Origin of the sequence: Pseudomonas sp. NBRC 111124, assembly GCF_001320245.1 — a bacterium.
Taxonomy (GTDB): domain Bacteria; phylum Pseudomonadota; class Gammaproteobacteria; order Pseudomonadales; family Pseudomonadaceae; genus Aquipseudomonas.
In genome coordinates this window covers 75,307-101,032 of record NZ_BCBA01000013.1, presented here as the reverse complement: position 1 = coordinate 101,032, position 25,726 = coordinate 75,307, and the positions used below count along the sequence as shown (strand labels likewise).

At 62.7% G+C, this 25,726-nt stretch carries 19 protein-coding genes and 1 other RNA gene; 8 read left to right on the top strand and 12 right to left on the bottom strand.

All coding sequences use genetic code 11. The features are described from left to right. Positions 1-50: 50 nt before the first annotated feature. From APH28_RS07040 to puuE, 7 genes are all read right to left on the bottom strand, one after another. Entirely contained in the window at positions 51-833 is a 783-nt protein-coding gene (locus APH28_RS07040; RefSeq protein ID WP_060508239.1) for an outer membrane protein OmpK, read from the bottom strand. A 353-nt stretch (positions 834-1,186) separates the two neighbouring features. Next, positions 1,187-1,972: an outer membrane protein OmpK gene (locus APH28_RS07035; protein WP_060508367.1), complete on the bottom strand. Its 786-nt coding sequence runs from the start codon at positions 1,970-1,972 to the stop codon at positions 1,187-1,189. A gap of 143 nt (positions 1,973-2,115) precedes the next feature. Continuing rightward, the gene (locus tag APH28_RS07030; RefSeq protein WP_060508238.1) at positions 2,116-3,471 is read right to left on the bottom strand and encodes a nucleobase:cation symporter-2 family protein; all 1,356 of its coding nucleotides are present in this window, start codon (positions 3,469-3,471) and stop codon (positions 2,116-2,118) included. A gap of 215 nt (positions 3,472-3,686) precedes the next feature. After that, a complete protein-coding gene (locus APH28_RS07025) occupies positions 3,687-5,015 on the bottom strand; it encodes a urate hydroxylase PuuD (RefSeq protein ID WP_027921247.1) in 1,329 nt (442 codons plus the stop codon). Between the two features lie 45 nt (positions 5,016-5,060). After that, on the bottom strand, positions 5,061-5,564 hold the full coding sequence (locus APH28_RS07020) for an ureidoglycolate lyase (protein ID WP_060508237.1): 504 nt from the start codon (positions 5,562-5,564) through the stop codon (positions 5,061-5,063). A 50-nt stretch (positions 5,565-5,614) separates the two neighbouring features. Further along, complete coding sequence (uraD, locus tag APH28_RS07015) at positions 5,615-6,130, bottom strand: 2-oxo-4-hydroxy-4-carboxy-5-ureidoimidazoline decarboxylase (protein ID WP_060508236.1); 516 nt, start codon at positions 6,128-6,130, stop codon at positions 5,615-5,617. Continuing rightward, positions 6,130-7,056, bottom strand: a complete 927-nt coding sequence (gene puuE / locus APH28_RS07010; protein ID WP_060508235.1) for an allantoinase PuuE — start codon at positions 7,054-7,056, stop codon at positions 6,130-6,132. Before puuE ends, uraD begins: the two co-directional genes overlap by 1 nt. A 387-nt stretch (positions 7,057-7,443) precedes the next feature. On the opposite strand from puuE, the gene uraH reads away from it, so the two are divergent. After that, a complete protein-coding gene (gene uraH, locus APH28_RS07005; RefSeq protein WP_054884130.1) occupies positions 7,444-7,797 on the top strand; it encodes a hydroxyisourate hydrolase in 354 nt (117 codons plus the stop codon). Between the two features lie 228 nt (positions 7,798-8,025). Here the strand turns inward: uraH and APH28_RS07000 are convergent, their stop codons facing one another. Continuing rightward, on the bottom strand, positions 8,026-9,375 hold the full coding sequence (locus tag APH28_RS07000) for an NCS2 family permease (RefSeq protein ID WP_009683929.1): 1,350 nt from the start codon (positions 9,373-9,375) through the stop codon (positions 8,026-8,028). A 285-nt stretch (positions 9,376-9,660) separates the two neighbouring features. Between APH28_RS07000 and APH28_RS06995 the strand changes: the two genes are divergently transcribed. Together APH28_RS06995 and aqpZ are read left to right on the top strand one after the other, a co-directional pair. Next, positions 9,661-10,416, top strand: a complete 756-nt coding sequence (locus APH28_RS06995; protein WP_060508234.1) for a GntR family transcriptional regulator — start codon at positions 9,661-9,663, stop codon at positions 10,414-10,416. Between the two features lie 150 nt (positions 10,417-10,566). Further along, positions 10,567-11,265, top strand: coding sequence for an aquaporin Z (aqpZ, locus tag APH28_RS06990; RefSeq protein WP_054884127.1), 699 nt, complete (start codon positions 10,567-10,569; stop codon positions 11,263-11,265). Here the strand turns inward: aqpZ and guaD are convergent. The 4 genes from guaD to xdhA all read right to left on the bottom strand — a co-directional run bounded on the left by guaD (position 11,262) and on the right by xdhA (position 17,332). Beyond that, positions 11,262-12,566 carry a guanine deaminase gene (gene guaD / locus APH28_RS06985; protein ID WP_060508233.1) on the bottom strand — a complete coding sequence of 435 codons (1,305 nt, stop codon included), beginning with the start codon at positions 12,564-12,566 and terminating at the stop codon, positions 11,262-11,264. The genes aqpZ and guaD overlap by 4 nt on opposite strands. Positions 12,567-12,576: 10 nt before the next feature. After that, positions 12,577-13,422 carry a xanthine dehydrogenase accessory protein XdhC gene (xdhC, locus tag APH28_RS06980; RefSeq protein WP_060508232.1) on the bottom strand — a complete coding sequence of 282 codons (846 nt, stop codon included), beginning with the start codon at positions 13,420-13,422 and terminating at the stop codon, positions 12,577-12,579. 63 nt (positions 13,423-13,485) lie between these two features. Next, positions 13,486-15,885: a xanthine dehydrogenase molybdopterin binding subunit gene (gene xdhB, locus APH28_RS06975; RefSeq protein ID WP_060508231.1), complete on the bottom strand. Its 2,400-nt coding sequence runs from the start codon at positions 15,883-15,885 to the stop codon at positions 13,486-13,488. Then, the gene (gene xdhA / locus APH28_RS06970; protein ID WP_060508230.1) at positions 15,878-17,332 is read right to left on the bottom strand and encodes a xanthine dehydrogenase small subunit; all 1,455 of its coding nucleotides are present in this window, start codon (positions 17,330-17,332) and stop codon (positions 15,878-15,880) included. The genes xdhB and xdhA overlap by 8 nt, the downstream gene beginning before the upstream one ends. Before the next feature lie 267 nt (positions 17,333-17,599). Here xdhA and APH28_RS06965 point away from each other — a divergent pair, with 267 nt between their 5' ends. The 5 genes from APH28_RS06965 to ffs all read left to right on the top strand — a co-directional run bounded on the left by APH28_RS06965 (position 17,600) and on the right by ffs (position 25,632). Further along, positions 17,600-18,259: a GntR family transcriptional regulator gene (locus APH28_RS06965; protein ID WP_060508229.1), complete on the top strand. Its 660-nt coding sequence runs from the start codon at positions 17,600-17,602 to the stop codon at positions 18,257-18,259. 3 nt (positions 18,260-18,262) lie between these two features. Further along, a complete protein-coding gene (smc, locus tag APH28_RS06960; RefSeq protein ID WP_060508228.1) occupies positions 18,263-21,751 on the top strand; it encodes a chromosome segregation protein SMC in 3,489 nt (1,162 codons plus the stop codon). A gap of 203 nt (positions 21,752-21,954) precedes the next feature. Then, positions 21,955-22,839 carry a cell division protein ZipA gene (zipA, locus tag APH28_RS06955; RefSeq protein WP_060508227.1) on the top strand — a complete coding sequence of 295 codons (885 nt, stop codon included), beginning with the start codon at positions 21,955-21,957 and terminating at the stop codon, positions 22,837-22,839. Between the two features lie 100 nt (positions 22,840-22,939). Continuing rightward, the gene (gene ligA / locus APH28_RS06950; protein WP_060508226.1) at positions 22,940-25,270 is read left to right on the top strand and encodes an NAD-dependent DNA ligase LigA; all 2,331 of its coding nucleotides are present in this window, start codon (positions 22,940-22,942) and stop codon (positions 25,268-25,270) included. A gap of 265 nt (positions 25,271-25,535) precedes the next feature. Next, an RNA gene (gene ffs / locus APH28_RS06945) (signal recognition particle sRNA small type) lies at positions 25,536-25,632 on the top strand. Positions 25,633-25,726: the final 94 nt, after the last annotated feature.

The window sequence follows — 25,726 nt, the reverse complement described above, 5'->3', positions numbered from 1 at the left end:
CATGACCGTAACAGCGCCGTCAGCCCACGGCGCTGTCACGTTTCAGCCGATCAGAAGTGCACTTTCACCAGCAAGCTCATGGTGTTCTGGTCGGTGGTGAAGCCATCGCTGTCCTTGATCCCGTACTTGTCTTTCCAGTAGTCGTACTCGACACCCACATACAGCTGCTTTTCGCCCAGGTGCAGGGCCTTGCCCAGGTCGTACTTGATCTGCGGGTTGAAGTGCAGGTTGGCGTGGTAGGTGCCGTGACGGTTCTCGTCGTTGTCGACGACCCAGTCCATGAAGCCGTCGATCAGCACGTCGGAGTCACCGACCGGAATGGTGTAGGACCACACTGGGGTGATCTGCCAGACGTTGTTACCCGCGCGGCTGCCTTCAGGCATGCGGTTGTAGAAGTTCAGCTGGAAGTAGTCGAAGCCTGGAATGCTCAGGTCGAAGCCCGGGCCGATCAGGTACGACTCGACGTCACCCTCGCCAAACTCGTAGGTCGCGGCCAGCAGCACGTCCTTGATCGGGCCGAACTCGAGCTTCTGGTCGAAGATCTTGCCGAACGACAGCCGCGGGCTGAACTCGCCATAGTAGGTGTTAGGGCCGTTGCTGGCGTCCTTCTTGCCCTGATAGAAGATCTTGTCGACGAAGAAGAAGTTGTCGCCGTACTTCCAGCCATCGGCATGCTCGAAGGTAAAGGTCTGCTGGGTATCGGGGTTGACCTTGAAGTTCTTGCCCCACAGGTAGGTCAGGCTGTTGTTCTGCCACTGCAGCAGGTCGCCGGCGAAGGTGGTGCCGCAGGCCAGCAGGCCGCCCGCGAGAATCAGGCTATTGATGGTACGCATTGCGAGTGTCGCTCCCTTGATTGATCTGTTGTCAGCGCTCGTTGTTGGCGCCTTTTTTGTCTTTTGAGTCAGCTTTTTTCGGTAGGCCACAGCTGTTTGGCAAGGGTCAGGCCAACTTTCCTGGGTTGGCGAAACGTTCCTGCTCGACTTCGTTCTGAACGGATGAAAAGGGTCTTTCAGGCTGGCAACACGTTGGCCAACCGCCCGTATTCATTGACTGAGCGGTCAGTAAACGCAGGCAGAATCCATCCTGCCCTGATCGAGGGGGCGCGCAGATTACTGGCTTGCGCGCCACGCCTCAAGTGCTCTGTCCTGGAGCACGGTGATTCAAACCTGTGCGATTGATCAGGTTTTCAGAAATGTAGCTTGATCAGCGCGCTGGCGACACTCTGATTGCTGTCCAGGTTGCCGCGGCTGTCGATGCCGTACTTGTCTTTCCAGTAGCTGTACTCGAAGCCGACGTAGAGCTGCTTGGCACCGAGGTTCAGGGCCTTGCCCAGGTCGTACTTGACCTGTGGGTTGAAGTGCAGGTTGGCGTGGTAGGTGCCACGGCGGTTCTGGTCGTTGTCGGTAACCCAGTCCATGTAACCGTCGATCAGAATGTCGGACCGGCCGACGGGGATGGTGTAGGACCAGCCGGGGGTGATCTGCCAGACGTTGTCACCCGGGCGGTCACCCTCGGTGTTGCGCACGTAGAAATTCAAAGTGAAGTAGTTGAAGCCGGGAATGTCCAGGTCGAAGCCGGGGCCGATCAGGTAGGCCTCGTTTTCGCCTTCGCCACGTTCGTAGGTCATCGCCAGCAGCACGTCCTTGATCGGGCCGAAGGCGAGTTTCTGGTCGAAGATCTTGCCGAACGACAGGCGTGGGCTGAATTCGCCGTAGTAGGTGTCCTCACCTTTGCCAGGGTCGGCCTTGCCGTTGTAGAAGATCTTGTCAACGAAGAAGAACGTGTCGCCGTACTTCCATTTGTTGGCATGCTCGAAGGTGATGGTCTGCTGGATATCGGGGTTGATCTTGAAGTCCTTGCCGTACAGGTACGTCAGGCTTTCGCCGTGCCACAGCAGCCAATCGCCTGCATGGGCGGGGAGGGTGGCCAGCAGGCTGCTGCCCAGCAGCAGGCTTGATGCGATGCGCTTCATGTTGTGATTCCCGGACTTATTGTTTTTGTTGGCGGTTTTTTCGGCGCGCAGGCGCCCCGAGCGGCCCATTCCGGCGGGTCGACGGTGAAGCGGTTACTGCGGAAAATGAGCAGGGGCGGCAAACTGCGCCGCCCCGGCTGGGCTCAATGCTCGTGGCAGACGTCGTTATGCACGGCGCGCTCGGCACCGCCGAGGATGTTGAACAGCACATTGAGTACCAGGGCACTGACCGTGGCCATGGCGATCCCGCTGTGGGTGATGGGTTCCATCCACTGCGGCATCTGCGCGAAGAACTCCGGCTTGACCACAGGGATCAGGCCAAAGCCGACGCTCACCGCCACCAGCAGCTGGTTGCGGCGGTCGCCGATGTCGGCTTCCTGGAGAATCTTGATCCCGGTGGCGGTGACCATGCCGAACATGGCGATGGACGCGCCGCCCAGTACCGCAGGCGGAATCGAAGCGATCAGGTAGGCCGCCTTCGGCAGTAGGCTCAGTGCGATCAGCAATGCACCCGCCGTGACCGTGACGTAACGGCAACGCACGCCAGTCATTTGCACCAGGCCGATGTTCTGGGCGAACGAGGAGTGGGTGAAGGTGTTGAAGAAACCGGCGATGAACGACGCACCGGCATCGCACAGCAGGCCGCGACGCAGCATCCCGGGGGTTACTTCACGATCAGTCACTTTGCCCAGCGCAAGGAACATGCCCGTGGACTCGACGAAGATGATCACCACCACCAGGCACATCGACAGGATCGGCGCCAGGCTGAAGGTCGGCATGCCGAAGTGCAGTGGGGTTACCACTTGCAGCCACGGGGTGGCGCTCAGGCCAGACAGGTCGACCATGCCGATGGAGCCGGCCAGGAGGTAGCCCAGGCCCATTCCCACCAGCACCGAAACGTTGACCCAGAAGCCGCGCATGAAGCGGTTGATCAACAGGATGACGGCCAGCACCAGGCCCGCCACCAGCAGGTAGATCGGCGAACCGAAGGTTGCGGCATCATCGCCGCCACCGGCCCAGTTGACTGCCACCGGGAACAGCGACAGGCCAATGGAGGTGATCACCGTACCGGTGACCAGTGGCGGGAAGAAGCGTACGACCTTGGACATGAACGGCGCCATCAGCATGCCGAAGAACCCGGCAGCGATGGTGGCGCCGAAGATCCCCTGCAGGCCTACGCCCGGCATGCCGGCCATGGCCACCATGCTGCCGACGGCAGCGAAGCTGGCACCCATCATCACCGGCATGCGGATACCGACCGGGCCGATACCGAACGACTGGATGATGGTGGCGACACCGGCGACCAGCAGGTCGGCGTTGATCAGGAAAGCGACTTCTTCACGTGACAAACCAGCGGCCTGGCCGATGATCAGAGGGACGGCGATCGCACCCCCGTACATCAGCAGCACATGTTGCAGGCCAACCAGGAACAGTTGGAACAGGGGCAGAGGCTGTCGCGGCGGCGCAACTGGTATGTACGCCTTGCGTGACTCGGACATGCAGCACCTCGAGTTTTGTTTTTATTCTCGGATCCAAGCGCCAGTCGCATACGGCAGGCTTGCTGGAGGCAGCCTGGGGTTCCCGCACGCAGTCGAACGCTCGATGCTTGCTTGTTGCATGAATCTTAAAGGGCGAGGCCGGGTTACCGGCCTCTTCGCGGCGCAAGGCCGCCCCCCTGCCAGGGCGCGCGGACGCCCTGGCAGGAGAGGGTGGATCAGTTGACCTGGGCGCCTTTGGCGATCCAGTCACCGACGAGTTTGCGCTCCTCGGCGGTCATCTGGGTGATATTGCCCAGCGGCATGATCTGGCTGGCAACCGCTTGCGCTTGGATGCGCGCGGCCTGGGCCTGGATCTGCTGTGGGGTATCGAACATCACACCGGCAGGGGCTGCGCTGAACAGTGGGCTGGTCGGTTTCGACGAGTGGCACACGCTGCAGCGTTCCTGGATGACTTTGTGGATCTTGTCGAAGTCGCCACCCGCCGCTTGTGCGGTCGCCTGGGCCGGAGCCTCGGCTGGCGCGGCTGGGGCTTCGGCGGCCTTGGCGGCTTCCTCGGCGCGCAGCTCGGCGGCGGTCTTGCCCCCGACGGCGGTGGCTGGCAGTGGCTGGTACTCGACCTTCGCCGCGGCCTGCTCAGGGCTTACGGCCATCGGCTTGGGACCGGTCACATAGGCCAGGCAGATCATCGCCAGGGCGCCGACCGGCAGGGTCCAGGCGTACTTGTTGCTGTCGTGGCGGGTGTTGAAGTAGTGGCGGATCAGAACCGCGGCTACTGCAATACCGGCCAGGATCAGCCAGTTGTACTGGCTACCGTAGGTGCTCGGGAAGTGGTTGCTGATCATGATGAACAGCACCGGCAGGGTGAAGTAGTTGTTGTGACGCGAGCGCAGCAGGCCCTTGGCCGGCAGTACCGGGTCTGGGGTCTGGTTGTTCTCGATCGCCGCCACCAGCTGGCGCTGGGCCGGCATGATGATGCGGAACACGTTACCGACCATGATGGTGCCGATGATTGCGCCGGTGTGCAGGTAAGCACCGCGGCCGCTGAACACCAGGCTGAAGCCGAAGCAGGCGGCAATGATCAGGACGAACAGTACGGCGCCGAGCAGGGCAGGGTGCTTGCCCAGCGGCGAGTCGCACAGGAAGTCGTAGATGAACCAGCCGGCGACCAGCGAACCGATACCGATGGCCACGCCTTCGGCACCGCTCAGGGTGCTGCCAGGTGCCAGCAGATACAGGCTCGGGTTCCAGTAGAACACCACGCACAGCAGGGCGATGCCGGACATCCAGGTGAAGTAGGCTTCCCATTTGAACCAGTGCAGGTTCTCAGGCATTTTCGGGGGGGCGAGCTTGTATTTCTCCAGGTGGTAGATACCACCGCCGTGAATCGCCCAGAGATCACCCGACAACCCATCGCGCGGGTTGCTTCGGTTCAGGTGGTTCTCCAGCCAGACGAAGTAGAACGATGCACCGATCCAGGCGACACCGGTGATCATGTGAACCCAGCGAATGCTCAGGTTCAGCCATTCGTGAAGGTGTGCTTCCACAGTATGTACCTCTGCCGATCACCGTGAACGATGACCGACCTTTTCTTATTGGTGGGGATTGAGGATCAGCATCTGTTCCTCGGTGAAGTAATGCTCATCGCAGTTGTTGCCAGAACCACTGCGATCAACCACCAGGAAATCATCCCGCTTTTCGATCGTCAGCACCGGGTGGTGCCAAACGCCGCGATGGTAATTAACGCCCTGCCTGCCGTTACTACGGAAGGCACGGACCAAGCCTGATACAGGTGCATCGCCAACCGGCGCGACCACGATCAGAAAGGGGTTGCCGAGCAGCGGAATGAAAGCCTGGCTGCCCAGCGGATGGCGCTCCAGCATGCGCACGGTCAGCGGCATGTCCTGCGCGTCGGCGCGGAAGATGCTGATGATCGCGTTGTCTTCAGGCTCGGCGGTCTCGACCGTGGCGAGCTTGTGAAAGCGCATGGTCGAGCCATTGTTGATCATGAAGTGGTCGCTGCCATCGGTTTCGATCACGTCTCCGAATTGAGCGAAGGCTTCTTTGGTCAGGGGCTCGATCATCAGGGTGCGCATGCGGTTATCTCTTCTATTGTTCGTTTTTCTGAATAGGGTTCGGCGGGTGCTTACAGCTGCAGCAGGCGGAACAGGGCGATCAGGTTGATTTGCGCCAGGGCTTCCTTGAATTCGGCATCGGCATCGTTGTGGATGCGTTTTTCGAAGGAGGCGAGGATCTGGTGCCGGTTGCTACCTTTCACCGCCATGATGAACGGGAACTGGAACTTGGCCTTGTAGGCGTCGTTCAGTTCGGTGAAACGGGCGAACTCCTCGGCGGTGCACTGGTGGATACCGGCGCCGGCCTGCTCGTTGGTGCTCGACTCGGTCAGTTCGCCCTGGACGGCGGCCTTGCCGGCGAGGTCCGGGTGAGCGTTGATCAGCGCCAGCTGGTCCGCGTGGTTGGCGCTGAGCAGGATGTCGCTCATGCGCTGGTGCAGCGCCTCGATCTCATCCAGTTCACCCAGCTGGCCCAGGTCGTAGGCTTTTTCGGCGACCCACGGCGAGTGCTCGTAGATGTCGGCGAACGCCTTGACGAAGGCATCTCGGTCCAGGGTGGATGGTTTGAGGGTGTTGAAGGCGGTCATCAGGCGTTCTCTTTCTTGTACGGGTGGGTGGCGTGCCAGTGGCGGGCGATGTCCGCGCGACGGGCGAACCAGACCTGGTCGTGGCTCTTGGCATAGTCGACGAAGCGCTTGAGCGCAGCCAGGCGCGCCGGGCGGCCGACCAGGCGGCAGTGCAGGCCGATGGACAGCATCTTCGGCGCTTCGGCGCCTTCGGCGTACAGCACGTCGAACGCGTCTTTCAGGTACTGGAAGAACTGCTCGCCGCAGTTGAAGCCCTGCACTTGGGTGAAGCGCATGTCGTTGGTGTCGAGGGTGTACGGAATCACCAGGTGCGGCTTGCCGGTCGGGTTGTTCGGCTCCCAGTAGGGCAGGTCGTCGTCGTAGGTGTCGCTGTCATAGAGGAAGCCACCTTCCTCCATTACCAGGCGGCGGGTGTTCGGGCCGGTGCGGCCGGTGTACCAGCCCACCGGGCGTTCGCCGGTGAGTTCGGTGAGGATGCGGATGGCTTCGAGCATGTGCTCGCGTTCCTGGGCCTCGTCCATGTTCTGGTAGTCGATCCAGCGGTAGCCGTGGCTGCAGATCTCGTGGCCGGCTTCGGCCATGGCGCGGATCACGTCGGGGTGGCGCTGGGCGGCCATGGCCACGGCAAAGATGGTCAGCGGCACACCGCTGTCCTTGAACAGCTTGAGCAGGCGCCACACGCCGGCGCGGCTGCCGTACTCGTACAGCGACTCCATGCTCATGTTGCGCTGGCCCTGCAGCGGCTGGGCAGCGACCATCTCGGAGAGGAAGGCTTCGGACTCTTTGTCACCGTGCAGGATGTTGCGTTCGCCACCTTCCTCGTAGTTGAGGACGAAAGACAGCGCGATGCGAGCGTTGCCCGGCCATTGCGGGTGAGGAGGGTTGTTGCCGTAACCGATCAGGTCGCGAGGGTAGTCAGCGCTCACTGCAGTCTTCCTTCTTGTGTGTTAGTGCGGGGTGGGCGGGCCGCGTCGGGATGTCGCACCACCGGATGGGCTGATTGTATACAACTTCTGAAATCTTTTGTAAGCCTGTTTTTCCGCATTTCTTCCCTTTTGTCGCCTGAATGCTCTATAGAAGAGCGTTGCAAGAAACCTGCCTGATTGGTCAGTTAACGATGTGAGGCGCTGCAGGGCATCTGTATTTGCGACTGGTGGCCGGTTTGTCGGAACTGCGACGGAAGGGATTAAAAAATTGTGTACAATCTGGCGATGAAATGTCTTAATGGCGTCATTCCCGCACATCGCAGGCCCTATGTTGGGGCATTGGCTGTGTATTTTTTGCCCATAGATTGAACAAGAGGCGACAAGCAAATGGGACGTTTGACCACACACGTACTGGATGCCGCGCATGGCTGCCCAGGCAGCTCGATCAAGGTCGAGCTGTACCGCGTCGAAGGCCAGCAGCTGGAGCTGGTGAACACTGCCCTGACCAACAGCGATGGCCGCGTCGACGCCCCGCTGCTGCAAGGTGACGATTACCGTACCGGCGTTTACCAGCTGCAGTTCAGCGCTGGCGCCTACTACCGTGCCCGCGGCGTGCAGCTGCCGGATACGGCGTTCTTGGATGTTGTCGTGCTGCGTTTCGGCATCGATGAAAAGCAGGAGCACTACCACGTGCCGCTGCTGATCTCGCCGTACAGCTATTCGACCTATCGCGGAAGCTAGTTGGTCGCTAGAAGAATCTTCGTAGGTCCTTTGGCCCGCTCTCACACTGGCGGGCTTTTTTTCGTCTGCTGTTTATCTATCGCCTGTGCCGGCCCCTTCGCGGGGCAAGCCCGCTCCTACAAGGGCGGCGTAGATCCTGTAGGAGCGGGCTTGCCCCGCGAAGGGGCCGGCACAGGCTACAGCCATAAAGAAAGGGCGCCGAAGCGCCCTTTGTTAGTGCAGTGAGGTTCAGAGGAATACGAACTTGGCGATGAAGATCGCACACAGCACCCACAAGCTGGCGGAGATTTCCTTGTACTTGCCGGTACCTGCCTTCAGCGCCACATAGCTGATGAAACCCAGGGCGATACCGTCTGCTACCGAGAAGGTCAGCGGCATCATGATCACCGTGACGATCGCCGGAATGCTGTCGGTGGCTTCATCCCAGTGGATGTGTGCCATGCTGCCCATCATCAACATCGCTACGTAGATCAGTGCGCCCGCAGTCGCATAGGCCGGAATCATCCCGGCCAGCGGGGCGAAGAACATCGCCGCGACGAACAGCAGGCCGACCACCACCGCAGTCAGGCCGGTACGGCCACCGGCGGCAACACCCGCAGCACTTTCTACATAGCTGGTCACCGGTGGCACACCCACCACCGCACCAAACACGCTCGAAGCACTGTCGGCCTTCAGCGCCCGCGACAGGTTTTCGATGCGCCCGTCCGGCGCCACCAGGTTGGCCCGCTGCGCCACGCCCATCAGCGTGCCGGCGGTGTCGAACATGTGCACGAACAGGAACGCCAGGACCACGCTGATCATGCTGACGTTGAACACGCCCGCCACGTCCATTGCCATCCAGGTCGGGGCCAGGCTCGGTGGCATCGACATCACCCCGCCGAACTTGACCAGGCCCAGGCCCCAGCCGGCCAAGGTGACGCCGATGATGCTGATCAGGATGGCGCCGAACACCCGCTTGTAGCTGAGGATGGCGATCAGCAGGAAACATACGGCGGCCAGCAGCGGCCCGGGCTCATGCAGCGAGCCCAGCTTGATCAGGGTGGCCGGGCTGTCGACGATAATGCCAGCGGTTTTCAGGCCGATCAGCCCGAGAAACAATCCGACGCCGGCCCCCATGGCATGGCGCAGGCTCACCGGGATGCTGTTGAGCAACCACTCGCGCACTTTCGACAAGGTCAGGAACATGAACAGCACGCCGGAAACGAACACTGCACCCAGCGCGGTTTCCCAGTTGTAGCCCATGGTGCCGACCACGGTGTAGGTAAAGAAGGCGTTCAGCCCCATGCCCGGCGCCAAGCCCACCGGCCAGTTGGCGTATAGGCCCATCAGCAGGCAGCCCAGCGCGGCGGCGATGCAGGTGGCGACGAAAGCGGCACCATGGTCGATGCCGGCGTCGGCCATGATGTTGGGGTTGACGAAGATTATGTAGGCCATGGTGATGAAGGTGGTCACCCCGGCGATCAGTTCGGTTTTGACGGTGCTGCCGTGTTGCTTGAGTTTGAAAATCCGCTCCAGCCAACTCGTTTCGAGCGGTGGCGCGAGATCCAGCGTAGGGGCTTCGGATTTGCGGCTTTCCACAGCGAGTACTCCTCAAGTCTTTCTTGTTGTTGTTGGAGCCAAGGTCCTGAGCAGTGCACTGGGAGGCTCCACGAGGGAAGGCAGACGTCTGACGCGTTTTGTTGACTCACGAGTCAAGAAGTTGCTCGGTGGATTATCCTTTTGTGTACAAAGAATGCAAATAATGTTTTATCTTTTGTGTGCGTAATGGGGTGTACATCGGCTATATAGGTAAAACGCCCCCTGCGGAATCGCCTCAGCCTGTGTACAATGGCGCCATACTTTCTCTTCGTGCCTCGAGAGCCCATGAACGAACAGCTGCAACCTCTGAAAAAACCTGTGCGCGCTGGCAAGGCCGGCCGCAGTGGTACCCAGGACGACATCGTCTACGCGCATATTTTCGAGGCGATCCTCGAGCAGCGATTGGCGCCGGGCACCAAGTTGAGCGAGGAAGCGCTGGGCGAGATCTTCGGCGTCAGCCGCACCATCATCCGTCGCGCCCTGTCGCGCCTGGCTCACGAAAGCGTGGTGCTGCTGCGGCCCAATCGCGGTGCGGTGGTGGCCAGCCCGACGGTGGAAGAGGCCCGCCAGGTGTTCTTCTCGCGGCGTATGGTCGAACGTGCCATCACCGAACTTGCCGTTCAGCACGCCACGCTGGAGCAACTCAACGAACTGCGCCAGATGGTGCGCGAGGAGCGCGACAGCTTCTCCCGTGGTGACCGGGGCGCCGGTATCCGTCTTTCCGGCGAATTCCACCTCAAGCTGGCCGAGGCCGCGGGCAACGCCCCGCTGGTCAGCTTCCAGCGCAGCCTGGTGTCGCAGACTTCGCTGATCATTGCCCAGTATGAAACGGGCACCCGCTCGCACTGCTCGTATGACGAGCACATGCAATTGATCGATGCCATCGAGGCGCGTGATGCAGGGCAGGCCGTAAGCCTGATGATGCATCACATGGACCATATCGACAGCAAGCTGAACCTGGACGAGGAAAGCGCCTCGGACGATCTGCACGCCGTGTTCTCGCATCTGCTGAAAAAGCCCAAGGTGTCGGCCAAGGGTTGATCGTTTGCCTGATGTGACCGAAGGGCTGCTTTTGCAGCCCTTCGTCGTTACTGGCCATTAGCCAAACGTCTGCTAAATTCTTGTGAGCAAACCTTCATCAAGCAGTTGGGCTTGCGCATCCATTGCGTTCCACTTCTTGAGGAAAGGTCGATGACCATGTCTCTGGGTACAAGGATGGGGGCCGAGCTTGTCGGCACCTTCTGGTTGGTTCTGGGTGGTTGTGGCAGTGCCGTACTCGCAGCCAGTTCTCCCGTCGGCATCGGTGTGCTCGGTGTCGCTTTCGCTTTCGGTCTTACCGTGCTGACCATGGCGTTCGCCATCGGTCATATCTCCGGTTGTCATCTCAACCCTGCCGTGTCGTTCGGGCTGGTGGTGGGTGGGCGCTTTCCGGCCAAGGAGCTGCTACCGTACGTGATCGCCCAGGTGATCGGTGCCATCCTGGCGGCTGGGGTGATCTACCTGATTGCCAGTGGCAAGGCCGGTTTCGAACTGTCCTCGGGCCTTGCGTCCAACGGATACGCCGACCATTCGCCCGGTGGCTACACGCTGGGTGCGGGGTTCATCAGTGAAGTGGTGATGACCGCCATGTTCCTGGTGGTGATCATGGGCGCCACCGATGCCCGTGCCCCGGCAGGCTTCGCGCCGATTGCCATTGGCCTGGCCCTGACCCTGATCCACCTGATCTCGATCCCGGTGACCAATACCTCGGTCAACCCCGCGCGCAGCACCGGGCCGGCCTTGTTCGTCGGTGGCTGGGCCCTGCAGCAGCTGTGGCTGTTCTGGGTGGCGCCGCTGATCGGGGCTGCGATCGGCGGCGCGTTGTACCGGGGCCTGGCGAAAGAACCTTAGCGCTGGTGCACGCAACGCCCGGCGGCGTAGGTTTCACGCACAGTGCGGTCGTCGCCCAGGGTGGTCAGCACGAACAGGGTTTCTTCGATGCTGCCGGACTGCTGAATGCGGTAGTCCAGCAGCGGCGTGGCCTTGTAGTCGAGCACCACGAAGTCGGCATCATTGCCCGGGCGCAGGCTGCCGATACGGTCGTCCAGGCGCAACGCGCGGGCGCCGCCAAGGGTGGCCAGGTACAGCGATTTGTACGGGTGCAGGCGCGCGCCTTGCAGTTGCATCACCTTGTACGCCTCGTTCAGGGTGTTGAGCAGTGAGAAGCTGGTACCGGCGCCAACGTCGGTGCCCAGGCCCACATTGACCTTGAAGCGCTCGGCTTGGGGCAGGTTGAACAGGCCGCTGCCGAGGAACAGGTTGGAGGTCGGGCAGAAGGCCACGGCCGAGCCGGTTTCGGCCAGGCGCTGGCATTCGCTGTCGCACAGGTGCACGCCATGGGCGAACACCGAGCGCTCGCTCAGCAGCTCGAAATGGTCGTAGACGTCCAGGTAGCCGTTCTGCTCGGGAAACAGCTCTTTCACCCAGTCGATTTCCTTGAGGTTCTCGGACAGGTGGGTGTGCATGTACAGCCCTGGGTATTCCTTCAGCAACTGACCGGCCAGTGTCAGTTGTTCCGGCGTGCTGGTCGGGGCAAAGCGTGGGGTCACCGCATAGTGCAGGCGGCCCTTGCCGTGCCAGCGTTCGATCAGCTGCTTGCTCTCGGTGTAGCCGGACTCGGCAGTGTCGGTCAGGTAGTCTGGGGCGTTGCGGTCCATCATCACCTTGCCGGCAATCATCCGCAGGTCCAGGCGCTCGGCTTCTTCGAACAGGGCATTGACCGACTGCGGGTGCACGCTACCGAACACCAGGGCAGTGGTGGTGCCGTTGCGCAGCAGTTCCTTGAGGAAGATTTTCGCCACCTTGTCGGCGTGGTCCTTGTCGGCGAACTGCTTTTCGCAAGGGAAGGTATAGGTGTTCAGCCAGTCCAGCAGTTGTTCGCCGTAGGAGCCGATCATGCCGGTCTGCGGGAAGTGGATGTGGGTATCGATGAAGCCCGGGGTGATCAGCGCGTCCTGGTAATGCACCACCTCGATGTCGGCCGCCAGGCCTGGCAGCAGCTCGCTGGCAGGGCCGACGGCAGTGATGCGGCCATCGTCGATCACCAGCAGGCCGTCCTCGAAGTACTCATGGGAAGCGTCCAAGCCTACCTCGGCCGGGTCGGCGATGCTGTGCAAAATGGCGGCACGGTAGGCTTTGCGGGTAACGGTCATAACACACTCGTCAAATGGCTTGGCTGCGCCGGGAGGGCGGCAGCAACTGGGCAATGGGGCCGGCGTTGGCGGCAGCGTCGTGCTGGCCGAAGCAGGCGTTGTAGGTGGCAATGATTTCGCCGGCGATGGACACGGCAATCTCGATCGGCAGCTTGCCCTTGACCTCAGGCAGGCCCATCGGGCAGCGCATGCGCGCCAGCATGGCATCGTCGTAGCCGCGCTCGCGCAGCCGGTGCTCGAACTTGACCCGTTTGGTCTTCGAGCCGATCAGGCCGAACCAGGTGAAGTCGTTGCGCTTGAGAATGGAGGCGGTCAGTTCCAGGTCGAGCTGGTGGTTGTGGGTCATGACGATGCAGTAGCTGCCTGGCGGCAGGTCCGCGACTTCGTCGACCGGCTCCTCACTGACGACCTTGCTCACCCCGTTGGGGATGAGTTCGGGGAATTCCTGTTCGCGCGAGTCGATCCAGCGTACCCGGCAGGGCAGCGCGGCGAGCAAGGGTACCAGAGCGCGGCCGACATGGCCCGCGCCGAATACGGCGATCTCTGCCTGCACCGCAGCCATGGGCTCGAACAGCAGCACGGTGGCGCCGCCGCAGCACTGGCCAAGGCTGGCGCCGAGGCTGAAACGCTCCAGGTGCGGGGTGGAGCGGTGCTCCTGAAGCATCTGCCGGGCGATGTGCAGGGCCTTGTATTCCAGGTGGCCGCCGCCGATGGTGTCGAACAGGCCGGTGGCGCTGACGACCATCTTCGAGCCAGCGTTGCGCGGGGTCGAGCCGCGCTCCTCGATGATGGTCACCAGCACGCAGGCTTCGCCACGGGATTGGTGGTCGGCGAGGGCGTTGATCCATTGGTGCATGATTCAGCCTCTCTCGGTCACTGTGGCAGCGGGTAAACCTGCTCCCACAGGGGGCCTGCGTTGTCAGTGGGTGACAGTTTCCAGTTCCGGTTCTGCGGTTTGTGCTTCAGCCAACGCCTTGCGCATCTGCTCGCAACCCCACAACACCCGCTCCGGCGTTGCCGGCGCATCCACCTGTGGCTGCACACGGTAGTCGGCAATGCTGGCCACGGCATCCTTGAGCGCACACCAGGCGGCGATGCCGAGCATGAACGGCGGTTCGCCCACGGCTTTGGAATGGAACACGGTGTCTTCCGGGTTCTTGCGGTTTTCCACCAGCTTCACCCGCAGGTCCAGCGGCATGTCGGCCACCGCCGGGATCTTGTAGCTGGCCGGGCCGTTGGTCATCAGCTTGCCCTTGGCGTTCCACACCAGCTCTTCGGTGGTCAGCCAGCCCATGCCCTGGATGAAGCCGCCTTCGACCTGGCCAATGTCGATGGCCGGGTTCAGCGAGTCGCCCACATCATGCAGGATGTCGGCGCGCAGCATCTTGTACTCGCCGGTCAGGGTGTCGACGATCACTTCCACGCAAGCGGCGCCGAAGGCGAAGTAGTAGAACGGGCGGCCACGTGCCTGGCTGCGGTCGTAGTAGATCTTCGGCGTGCGGTAGAAACCGGTGCTAGACAGCGATACCTGGCCGAAGTAGGCCTGCTGCACCAGTTGCTCGAAGCTGACGATCTGGTCACGCACGCGCACATGGCCATTGCGGAACTCGACGTCTTCCTCGGTCACCTGGTAGTGCCGCGCGGCAAATTCGGTGAGGCGCTTCTTGAGGATTTCGGCCGCGTTCTGGGCGGCCTTTCCGTTCAGGTCGGCGCCACTCGACGCCGCGGTCGGTGAGGTGTTGGGCACCTTGTCGGTGTTGGTGGCGGTGATCTGGATACGGTTGAAGTCGACTTGGAAGACCTGCGCCACCACCTGCGCCACCTTGGTGTTCAGGCCCTGGCCCATCTCGGTGCCGCCGTGGTTCAGGTGAATGCTGCCGTCGGTGTAGATGTGGATCAGCGCGCCGGCCTGGTTGAGGAAGGTTGCAGTGAACGAGATACCGAACTTGACCGGCGTCAGCGCCAGGCCCTTCTTCAGCACCGGGCTGTTGGCGTTGAAGCGGCGGATCGATTCGCGGCGCTCGGCGTAGTCGCTGCTGGCTTCGAGCTCGGCGGTCATTTCCTCGAGCATGTTGTGCTCGACGGTCTGGTAGTAGTGGGTGACGTTGCGCTCGGTCTTGCCGTAATAGTTGGCCTTGCGCACGGCCAGCGGGTCACGGCCCAGATGGCGGGCGATGTGGTCCATCACCTGTTCGATGGCAACCATACCCTGTGGGCCGCCGAAGCCGCGGTAGGCGGTGTTGGAGGCGGTGTTGGTCTTGCAGCGGTGCCCGTGGACGGTGGCATCGCCCAGGTAATAGGCGTTGTCGGAGTGGAACATGGCGCGGTCGACGATCGAGCCCGACAGGTCGGGCGAGTAGCCGCAGTTACCAGCCAGGTCGATGTTGATGCCGTGCAGGCGGCCGTCGTCGTCGAAGCCGACGTCGTACTCCACGTAGAACGGGTGGCGCTTGCCGGTCATGGTCATGTCTTCGACCCGTGGCAGGCGCATCTTGGTCGGTTGGCCGGTCAGGCGCGCGATCACCGCGCACAGGCAGGCCGGGCTGGCCGCCTGGGTTTCCTTGCCGCCGAAGCCGCCGCCCATCCGGCGCATGTCCAGCACCACCTTGTTCATCGGCACGTCGAGCACTTCGGCGACCAGTTTCTGCACTTCGGTGGGGTTCTGCGTGGAGCAGTAGACGATCATGCCGCCGTCCTCGGTGGGCATCACCGAGGAAATCTGGGTTTCCAGGTAGAAGTGCTCCTGGCCGCCGATGTGCAGGGTACCTTGCAGGCGGTGCGGGGCGCTGGCCAGGGCGGCCGCCGAGTCGCCGCGCTGGTGGGTGTGGCTGTCGAGCACGAAGTGCTTCTTGCGCAGCGCCTCGACCACGTCCAGCACCGGCTCCAGGTCTTCGTATTCGACGATGGCGGCCATGGCCGCGCGGCGCGCGGTATCCAGGTCGCGGGCCGCCACGGCGAGCACCGGCTGGCCAAAGAACTCGACCTTATCGATGGCCAGCAGCGGGTCGCCGGCGACTACTGGGCCGATGTCCTTCAGGCCCGGGATGTCTTCGTGGGTGATGGCGATGCGCACGCCTTCGAAGGCGTAGCACGGTGTGGTGTCGATGCGCAGGATGCGCGCATGGGCACGGTCGGCGGTGCGCGCATAGACGTGCAACTGGTTGGGGAATTCCAGGCGGTCGTCGATGTACTGGGCCTCGCCCGTCACATGTTTGTCGGCGCTGTCGTGCTTGACGCTGCGGCCGACCCCAGTGGTCAGGTCCTGGCTGAACAGCTCGGCCATCTCGGCCGGGCTCTTGGCTACGTGATGGTTAGACATAGTCGGTCACCCGGGTCTCGATGTAGGGCGTTTGCTGTTCGATGAAGTACTTGCGCAGCAGGTTCTGCGCGGTCAGCAGGCGGTATTCCTTGCTGGCGCGGAAGTCGCTGAGCGGGGTGAAGTCTTCAGCCAGGGCCTGGCAGGCACGCTCAATGTTGGCCTGGTTCCACGGCTTGCCGCGCAAGGCCGCCTCACAGGCGCGGGCGCGTTTCGGGATGGCGGCCATGCCGCCGAAGGCGATACGCACGCCGCTGACCACACCGTCTTCGATGCTCAGGTTGAAGGCCGCGCACACGGCAGAGATATCGTCGTCCAGGCGCTTGGACACTTTATAGGCACGGAAGGCCCAGTCGTTGCTGGCGCGTGGCACGATGATCTTCTCGATGAACTCGCTGTCCTGGCGGGCGGTGATGCGGTAGTCGATGAAGTAGTCTTCCAGCGGTATCACCCGCTGGCGCTCGCCTTGGCGCAACACCACCTGTGCATCCAGGGCGATCAGCAGGGGGGGCGAGTCGCCGATCGGCGAGGCGTTGCCGATGTTGCCGCCGAGGGTGCCCTGGTTGCGGATCTGCAGCGAGGCGAAACGGTGCAGCAGGTCGCCGAAGTCCGGGTACTCTTCGTTGAGTGCGCCGTAGCAGTCGGTGAGCGGGGTGGCAGCGCCGATTTCCAGGTGGCTGGCGGTCTTGTCGATGCGCTTGAGTTCGGCGACGTGGCCGACATAGATCATCACCGGCAGGGTCTTGTGGAACTGGGTGACCTCCAAGGCCAGGTCGGTGCCTCCGGCCAGCAGGCGTGCTTCGGGGTGCGAGCTGTACAGGTCGGCCAGGTCGGCTACGGTCAGTGGCACCAGGCAGCGTTTGTCGCCGCTGTTGAGTTCGCCGGTCTGGGTGGGGGCGATGGCCTTGAGACGGGTGATGGTCTGCGCCTGCTGGGCGTCGAATTGGTCGCGGCAAGGCTGGCGGCAGCTCTGCTCGGCGGCGTCGAGGATCGGGCGGTAACCGGTGCAGCGGCACAGGTTGCCGGCCAGGGCTTCCTGAGCCTGATGCAGGTCGGCGCCCTGGCTGTTCTTCTGCAGGGCGAACAGCGACATGACGAAGCCGGGGGTACAGAAGCCGCATTGCGAACCGTGGCAATCGGCCATGGCCTGCTGCACGCTGTGCAGTTGGCCATTGTGCTTGAGGCCTTCGACGCTGATCAGTTGCTTGCCGTGCAAGGAGGAGACGAAGGTCAGGCAGGCGTTCAGGCTGCGGTAGCGCAGGCTGTCTTCGCCCTGTTTGTCCTGGACAAGCTCGCCGACTACCACGGTGCACGCGCCGCAGTCGCCACTGGCGCAGCCTTCCTTGGTGCCAGGTTTGCCCAGGTGCTCGCGCAGGTACTGCAGCACCGTCATGTTCGGGTCCAGGGCGTGCTCACTACGCAGCGCCTGGTTGACGAGAAACTGGATCACGGGGATGGCCTCGCAATGGTTTTATTGTTGTTGGGCGGACAATAAGCAGACCTGTCGCGGCGGTCAATAATTTTCTGACTCAAAGGTCAGGAAATTGTTCATGCTTACGCCTAGCCGAACGATATGCCCATACCTCAAGCATAGATCGCGCCGTACGGCCGGCTGTTTGGCGGGTCAAATAAAGCGCCACGCCCCTCTGCGCGTGCGCTGGGCAAGTGCGCTACAATCGCTCCCTTGTGCCCAGTTCAATGATTTTGAAGGAAAACCATGACGTTCAAGGCGCCGGACAGCCTCTCCGAGCAGATTGCCGACTACCTGGCTGAACGCATCATTCGCGGCGAGCTTGCGCCCGGTGAGCGGATCCAGGAGCAGAAGGTCACCCAGGCCCTCAGCGTCAGCCGCGGCTCAGTGCGCGAAGCGTTATTGATTCTCGAACGTCGCCATCTGGTCGCGATCCTGCCGCGACGCGGTGCCCATGTCACCGAACTGGACGAGCGTAGCGTGCGCAGCCTGTGCACCCTGATGGGCGAGTTCTACATCCTGCTGGGCAATGCCGTGGCGCAAAAATGGCGCACCGAAGGCGACCTGCGCCCGTTTCTGGACATCCAGCAGAACCTGCGCCACGCCCGCGAGCAGCAGGATATCAAGGTGTTCGTCGCCGACAGTTTCGCGGTGATGCGTGCCGCCTACCGCTTCGCCGACAACCCTTACCTGCAGGAAACCGTGGAAAACCTGCAGCCGGCCATGAGCCGCGCCTATTACCTGGCCCTGGACCAGCGTCAGGCCAGCATGGACGACTACCTCGACCTGTTCGCCCGCCTGCTCGAAGCCGTGGTTGCCCGTGACCTGCCGCGCATCCGCGAGGTGCTCACCGCCTATGGCCAGCGCAGCTGCGAACTGGTGCTGGCGGCGCTGGCCCGGGGCTGACCGATGCGCCTGAAGTGCATTCGACTGGCCGGCTTCAAGTCGTTCGTCGACCCGACCACGGTCAACTTTCCCAGTAACATGGCGGCCGTGGTCGGCCCCAATGGCTGCGGCAAGTCCAATATCATCGACGCGGTGCGTTGGGTGATGGGCGAGAGTTCGGCAAAGAACCTGCGTGGCGAGTCGATGACCGATGTCATCTTCAATGGCTCGACCAGTCGCAAGCCGGTGAGCCAGGCCAGCATCGAACTGGTGTTCGACAACAGCGAAACTACCTTGCTGGGCGAGTATGCCGCCTACGCCGAGATTTCCATCCGCCGCAAGGTCACCCGTGATGGGCAGAACAGCTATTACCTGAACGGCACCAAGTGTCGCCGGCGGGACATCACCGACATTTTCCTCGGTACTGGCCTGGGGCCGCGCAGCTACTCGATCATCGAGCAGGGCATGATCTCCAAGCTGATCGAGGCCAAGCCCGAAGAGCTGCGCAACTTCATCGAAGAGGCGGCCGGCATTTCCAAGTACAAGGAGCGCCGCCGCGAGACCGAAAGCCGCATCCGCCGCACCCAGGAGAACCTGGCGCGCCTGACCGACCTGCGCGAAGAGCTGGAGCGTCAGCTTGAGCGCCTGCACCGCCAGGCCCAGGCTGCCGAGAAATACCGCGAATACAAAGCCCAGGAGCGCCAGCTCAAGGCGCGCCTGTCGGCCCTGCGCTGGCGCGATCTCGACGAGCGCGTACGTCAGCGCGAGGCAGTGATTGGTGATCAGGATATCGCCCATGAGGCGCTGGTGGCCGAACAGCGCAATGCCGATGCCAGCATCGAGCGGCTGCGCGACGGCCACCACGAATTGTCCGAGCGCTTCAACCAGGTCCAGGGTCGCTTCTATTCGGTAGCGGGTGATATCGCCCGGGTAGAGCAGAGCATTCAGCACGGCCAGCAACGCCTGCGCCAGCTGCAGGACGACTTCAAGGAAGCCGAACGCACCCGCCAGGAAACCGAATCGCACCTGGGGCATGACCGCACCTTGCTGGCCACTCTGGGTGAAGAGCTGGCCATGCTCGAACCGGAGCAGGAGCTGACCCTGGCCGCAGCCGAGGAGGCTGCCGCCACGCTCGAAGAGGCCGAGTTGGGCATGCACGGCTGGCAGGAGCAATGGGACAGCTTCAATACTCGCTCAGCCGAGCCACGGCGGCAGGCCGAAGTGCAGCAGTCGCGCCTGCAGCAGCTGGAAACCAGCCTGGAGCGCCTGGCCGATCGCCAGCGCAAGCTGGTCGAGGAAAGCGAGCAGCTGGGGGTGGATCCACAAGACAGTTCCCTGTCGGAGCTCTCCGAGCAACTGGCCAGCAGCGAGGTGCTGCTCGAAGCGTTGCAGCTGTCGGAAGAGCAGGTGGTCGAGCGCCTGGAAAGCGTGCGTGAGCAATTTCAGCAGGCCACCCAGGCCCAGCAACAGCAGCAGGGCGACCTGCAGCGCCTCGGTGGTCGCCTGGCCTCGCTGGAGGCGCTGCAACAGGCCGCACTTGAGCCGAGCGTCGGCGCCGCCGACTGGCTGCGTGAACAAGGCCTGGAGCAGCGTCCGCGCCTGGCTGAGGGTCTGCGCGTGGAGCCAGGGTGGGAGCTGGCGGTCGAAACCGTGCTGGGTGCCGACTTGCAGGCCGTACTGCTGGACGACTTCACCGGGCTGGATTTCAACGGTCTGGAGCAGGGCGAGTTACGCCTGTTGCTGTCGGCCGGAGGTGGTGAGCGTCAGCCGGGCAGCCTGCTCGACAAGGTTGAAGGTTGCATCGATCTGGCCCCGTGGCTGGGGCGGGTGCAGCCGGTTGAGGACCTGGCCGAGGCCCTGGCACGGCGCGCGGGGCTGGGCGAAGGGCAGAGCCTGGTCAGCCGCGATGGCTACTGGGTTGGCCGCCATTTCCTGCGTGTCAGCCGCGGTGGCGATGCCCAGGGCGGCGTGCTGGCCCGTGGCCAGGAAATCGAACGCCTGGGCCAGGAGCAGCTGGAACTTGAAACAGCGCTGGAGCAGCTGGAGCAGCAGCTTCAGTTAACTCGCGAGCAACAGCTTGAGCTGGAGGAGCAGCGTGAGCAGCTGCGTCGCCGCACCCAGGAAGAAAACCGCCAGCACGGCGAGCTCAAGGCCAGCCTGTCCGCCGGCCGTGCCCGCGCCGAGCAGGTAGAGCTGCGTCGCCACCGTCTGCAGGAAGAACTGGCCGAGCTTCAGGAGCAGCGTGCACTGGAGCAAGAGCAGTTGGGCGAGGCGCGCCTGGTGCTGCAGGACGCCCTGGACCTGATGGCTCAGGACACCGAGCAGCGCGAACAGCTGATGGCGCGCCGCGACACCCTGCGCGAAGGCCTCGACCGTATCCGCCAGGAAGCCCGCCAGCACAAAGACCACGCCCACCAGTTGGCCGTGCGCCTTGGCTCGCTGCGTGCCCAGTACGACTCCACCCGCCAGGCCCTGGAGCGTCTGGAACAACAGGCCGCGCGCCTGAGCGAGCGCCAGGAACAACTGAGCTTGAACCTGGAAGAAGGTGAGGCGCCGCTCGAAGAGCTGCGCCTGAAGCTCGAAGAGTTGCTGGAGCGGCGTATGAGCGTCGACGAAGAAATGCGCCTGGCGCGCCTGCACATGGATGAGGCCGACCGCGCACTACGCGATGCCGAAAAGCGCCGCACCCAGGCCGAACAGCAAGCCCAACTGCTGCGCGGCCAGCTGGAGCAGATGCGCCTGGAGAACCAGGGCCTGGACATCCGGCGCAAGACCTTGCAGGAACAATTGCAGGCCGACGGCTACGATTTGCAGGGCGTGCTTGCCACCGTCGAGGCCGAGGCCAGCGAGCAAAGTACCGAGCAGGAACTGGAGCAGGTCGAAGGCCGCATCCAGCGCCTCGGTGCGATCAACCTGGCGGCCATCGAGGAATACGAGCAACAGTCAGAGCGCAAGCGCTATCTGGATGCCCAGGACGCCGACCTGGTCGAAGCGCTGGAGACCCTGGAAAATGTCATTCGCAAGATCGACAAGGAAACGCGCAACCGCTTCAAGGATACCTTTGATCAGATAAATGCCGGATTACAGGCACTTTTTCCAAAAGTTTTCGGTGGCGGCAGCGCTTATCTGGAACTGACGGGCGAAGATCTACTCGATACAGGGGTGACGATCATGGCGCGCCCGCCGGGCAAGAAGAACAGCACCATCCATCTGCTGTCCGGCGGCGAGAAGGCACTGACCGCATTGGCGCTGGTGTTTGCCATCTTCAAGTTGAACCCCGCACCGTTCTGCATGCTCGACGAGGTCGATGCGCCGCTGGACGATGCCAACGTCGGCCGGTACGCACGGCTGGTCAAGGAAATGAGTGAAAGCGTGCAGTTCATCTACATCACCCATAACAAGATCGCCATGGAGATGGCGGATCAATTGATGGGGGTGACCATGCACGAGCCCGGTTGTTCACGTCTTGTTGCAGTTGATGTGGAGGAGGCTTTGGCCATGGTGGACGCCTGATACGCGAAGATTGGGCAAAAAGCGTAGGCAAATGGCCTGTCATGTGCGACAGACGGTGTAAAGTTGTCTTTGGTCGTGCTAGCTTAATGTCACTCGTTTTTTGCGTGGGTAAAACGCCTGTCAGAACATAGAGTTGGCGCCACGTGTTAAAGGGCTTTGAACCCTTTGTTTTCAAGCATATTTTTATAGAGGCACGGGATTACATGGAAATCGGTCTGCGCGAGTGGCTGATCGTCATCGGCGTCATTGTTATCGCCGGTATTCTTTTCGACGGCTGGCGCCGCATGCGCGGCGGAAAAGGCAAGCTGAAATTCCGTCTGGATCGCAGTTATTCCAACCTGCCGGACGAGGAGGGGAGCGCTGAGGTGCTCGGCCCGTCGCGGGTACTGGATGCGCAGAAGGAGCCGGAACTGGACGAGGCTGACCTGCCGTCGGTCAGTGCGCCGCTGCGCGAACGTGAGCGCGAGCCTAAGCCGGCCAAGGCCAGCAAGCGCGGCAAGCGTGTAACAGAAGCGCAGCATCAGGGCGACATGGGCCTGGCCGCCGAACCGCGCGAGCCGGACCTGTTTGCCGATGCCGACGAAGATTTCGCCGCCGACAACCCTCGCAGCAACGCTGCCGCGCCGGGTGCCAGCGTCGCCAAAGAACTGCCGCCGGCCGAAGAAGTGCTGGTGATCAGCGTGATCTCCCGCGACGAAGGCGGCTTCAAGGGCCCGGCGCTGCTGCAGAACATCCTCGAAAGCGGGTTGCGTTTCGGCGAGATGGACATCTTCCATCGTCACGAAAGCATGGCCGGCCACGGCGAGGTGCTGTTCTCCATGGCCAACGCCGTGAAGCCTGGCATCTTCGACCTGGACGATATCGACCACTTCAGCACCCGTGCGGTGAGCTTCTTCCTCGGCCTGCCAGGCCCGCGTCACCCGAAGCAGGCCTTTGACGTGATGGTGGCCGCGGCGCGCAAGCTGGCCCACGAGCTCAATGGCGAACTGAAGGACGACCAGCGCAGTGTGCTGACCGCCCAGACCATCGAGCACTACCGCCAGCGCATCGTCGAGTTCGAGCGCCGTGCGCTGACCCAGAAACGCTGATGTACCCGCGTGGGCAGGCCCAGCCTCGGTCCTGCCCACTCTGTTTCAAGCGCAAGAGCAGCCAATGGCTGCTCTTTTGCTTTGCAAGAGAACCTGAAGAATGACCGCCGAAACCCGAATTCACGAACTGCGCGCCGAGCTCGACCAGCACAACTACCGCTACTACGTGCTCGACGAGCCCAGCGTGCCCGATGCCGAATACGATCGCTTGTTCAACGAACTCAAGGCGCTCGAGGCTGAAAACCCGCACTTGGTCACCCCCGACTCACCGACCCAGCGCGTCGGCGGCGCTGCTCTGGCCGCGTTCAGCCAGGTGCGTCACGAGGTGCCGATGCTCAGCCTGGGCAACGCCTTCGAGGAAGCCGACCTGCGTGAATTCGGCCGCCGCGTGGTGGACGGCCTGGACCAGCCTGGCGCCGTGGATTTCAGCTGTGAACCCAAGCTCGACGGCCTGGCGGTAAGCCTGCTGTACCGCGACGGCCAGCTGGTGCAGGGGGCCACCCGTGGCGACGGCACCACCGGCGAGGACATCAGCGCCAACGTGCGCACGGTGCGCAATATTCCGCTGAAGTTGCAGGGCAAAGGCTGGCCCGCCGTGCTCGAAGTGCGCGGCGAGGTATACATGAGCAAGGCCGGCTTCGACCGCCTCAATGCGGCCCAGGCCGAAGCCGGCGGCAAGACCTTCGCCAACCCGCGCAACGCCGCTGCCGGCAGCCTGCGCCAGCTGGACTCGAAGATCACTGCCAGTCGCCCGCTGGAGTTCTGCTGCTACGGGGTGGGGCAGATCAGCGAAAGCATCGGTGAAAGCCATATCGGTATTCTCGAGCAGCTCAAGCAGTGGGGCCTGCCGATCAGTCGCGAGCTCAGGCATGCGGCCGGTATCGAAGAGTGCCTGGCCTACTACCGCGACATTGGCGAACGGCGCAACAGCCTGCCTTACGAGATTGATGGCGTAGTGTTCAAGGTCAACAGCCTGGCGGCTCAACGCGAGCTGGGCTTCCGCGCCCGTGAGCCACGCTGGGCCATCGCTCACAAGTTCCCGGCAATGGAAGAACTCACCGAAGTGCTGGATGTGGAGTTCCAGGTCGGCCGTACCGGCGCGGTTACGCCAGTGGCGCGCCTGAGGCCGGTCAAGGTCGCCGGCGTGACCGTGTCCAACGCCACCCTGCACAACATGGACGAGATCGCCCGGCTGGGGCTGCGTATCGGTGACACGGTGATCATCCGCCGCGCCGGTGACGTGATTCCGCAGGTCATGCAGGTGGTGCTTGAGCGCCGTCCTGACGATGCCCGCCCGGTAGAAGTGCCGAACGCGTGCCCGGTCTGTGGCTCGCAAGTCGAGCGTACCCAGCTGGTCAAGCGCAGCAAGGGCAAGGAAACCACCAGCGAAGGTGCGGTGTACCGCTGCGTCGGCCGCCTGGCCTGCGCTGCGCAGCTCAAGCAGGCGATCATTCACTATGTTTCCCGCCGCGCCATGGACATCGATGGCTTGGGCGAGAAAAGCGTCGAGCAGCTGGTGGATGAAGGCCTGATCGGCTCGCCGGCAGACCTGTACAAGCTGGAGTTCGATCAGATCGTCGGCCTGGAGGGTTTTGCCGAGGTCTCCAGCAAGAAGCTGCTGGACGCGATCGAAGCCAGCAAACGCCCGGGCCTGGCGCGCTTTATCTACGCCCTGGGCATTCCGGATGTCGGCGAGGAGACTGCCAAGGTCCTGGCCCGCTCGCTGGGTAGCCTGGCTCGCGTGCAGCAGGCGCTGCCGCAGGTGCTGACCTATTTGCCGGACATTGGCCTGGAAGTCGCACACGAGATCCACAACTTCTTCGAGGATGAACACAACCGCAAGGTCATCGAGCAGTTGTTGGCCAGTGGCATGCAGTTGCAGGACGAGGGCGACCTGGCCGCAGAGTTCGCGGCCAGCACCACCCTGGCCGGGCTGATCGCCAAGCTGGACATTGCCTCGGTCGGCCCGACCGGGGCCGAAAAGCTGGTGGCCAAGCTCGACAGCCTGGACAAGATCATTGCGGCGGACGGTATCGACCTGCGCCAGGCGCTGGCGGCGAAACAGGCCGAAGCAGTGCGAGAGTTCTTCAAGGACGAGGCCAACCAGAAGCTGGCCCGTGATATCGAGGCCCAGTTGTTGGCGTTTGGCATGCACTGGAGCTGCGAGAAGAAAGTGGCCGAAGGCCTGCCGCTCGCCGGTCAGACGTGGGTGCTGACGGGGTCTCTGGAACGCTTCAGTCGAGACATCGCCAAGGAGAAGCTGGAGGGGCTGGGCGCCAAGGTGGCCGGCTCGGTTTCTGGCAAGACCCACTGTGTGGTCGCTGGCCCCGGCGCCGGCTCCAAGCTGGCCAAGGCCAGTGAGCTGGGCGTGAAGGTGCTGGATGAGGAGGCTTTCGTAGCCTTCCTGGCAGGGCACGGCATCACTGTTTGAGGCTTGCCACAATCCCTGTAGGAGCGGCCTCGTGTGGCGAAAGGGCTGCAAAGCAGCCCCAGCAATATCGAGTTATGCCTCAGATATGGGGCCGCTTCGCGCCCCTTTCGCGACACAAGGCCGCTCCTACATGAGTCCCGTGCTGCGCCCTGCTCGGACAAGTCATTGAGAAATGATGACTTTTTCTTGCGCAGAGGTTGTATCTTCGCCCCAGACCGGTACAATGGCGCGGCTCGCTGCTTGGCGAGCCGTGTAGTGGTGGCCCCATCGGTCCCCCCGCATTGATTACCCGTTAACCTGGTCAGGCCCGGAAGGGAGCAGCCATAGCGGGAACATCGAGTGCCGGGGTGTGGCTGGTGGGGCCGCCTCCATTTCCGGGGTCGGAAAATTTCATTCGGCCCGGCTTTCAGATTCATCCCACCTCTGTATCACTTGGCTACAGGTGTCGCATGATCA

Bases quoted from the DNA above. Each gene is read 5' to 3' on its own strand.
- APH28_RS07040 (WP_060508239.1), bottom strand. From the start codon at position 833: ATGCGTACCATCAATAGCCTGATTCTCGCGGGCGGCCTGCTGGCCTGC.
- APH28_RS07035 (WP_060508367.1), bottom strand. From the start codon at position 1,972: ATGAAGCGCATCGCATCAAGCCTGCTGCTGGGCAGCAGCCTGCTGGCC.
- APH28_RS07030 (WP_060508238.1), bottom strand. From the start codon at position 3,471: ATGTCCGAGTCACGCAAGGCGTACATACCAGTTGCGCCGCCGCGACAG.
- APH28_RS07020 (WP_060508237.1), bottom strand. From the start codon at position 5,564: ATGCGCACCCTGATGATCGAGCCCCTGACCAAAGAAGCCTTCGCTCAA.
- uraD (WP_060508236.1), bottom strand. From the start codon at position 6,130: ATGACCGCCTTCAACACCCTCAAACCATCCACCCTGGACCGAGATGCC.
- uraH (WP_054884130.1), top strand. From the start codon at position 7,444: ATGGGACGTTTGACCACACACGTACTGGATGCCGCGCATGGCTGCCCA.
- APH28_RS06995 (WP_060508234.1), top strand. From the start codon at position 9,661: ATGAACGAACAGCTGCAACCTCTGAAAAAACCTGTGCGCGCTGGCAAG.
- aqpZ (WP_054884127.1), top strand. From the start codon at position 10,567: ATGACCATGTCTCTGGGTACAAGGATGGGGGCCGAGCTTGTCGGCACC.
- guaD (WP_060508233.1), bottom strand. From the start codon at position 12,566: ATGACCGTTACCCGCAAAGCCTACCGTGCCGCCATTTTGCACAGCATC.
- xdhC (WP_060508232.1), bottom strand. From the start codon at position 13,422: ATGCACCAATGGATCAACGCCCTCGCCGACCACCAATCCCGTGGCGAA.
- xdhB (WP_060508231.1), bottom strand. From the start codon at position 15,885: ATGTCTAACCATCACGTAGCCAAGAGCCCGGCCGAGATGGCCGAGCTG.
- APH28_RS06965 (WP_060508229.1), top strand. From the start codon at position 17,600: ATGACGTTCAAGGCGCCGGACAGCCTCTCCGAGCAGATTGCCGACTAC.
- smc (WP_060508228.1), top strand. From the start codon at position 18,263: ATGCGCCTGAAGTGCATTCGACTGGCCGGCTTCAAGTCGTTCGTCGAC.
- zipA (WP_060508227.1), top strand. From the start codon at position 21,955: ATGGAAATCGGTCTGCGCGAGTGGCTGATCGTCATCGGCGTCATTGTT.
- ligA (WP_060508226.1), top strand. From the start codon at position 22,940: ATGACCGCCGAAACCCGAATTCACGAACTGCGCGCCGAGCTCGACCAG.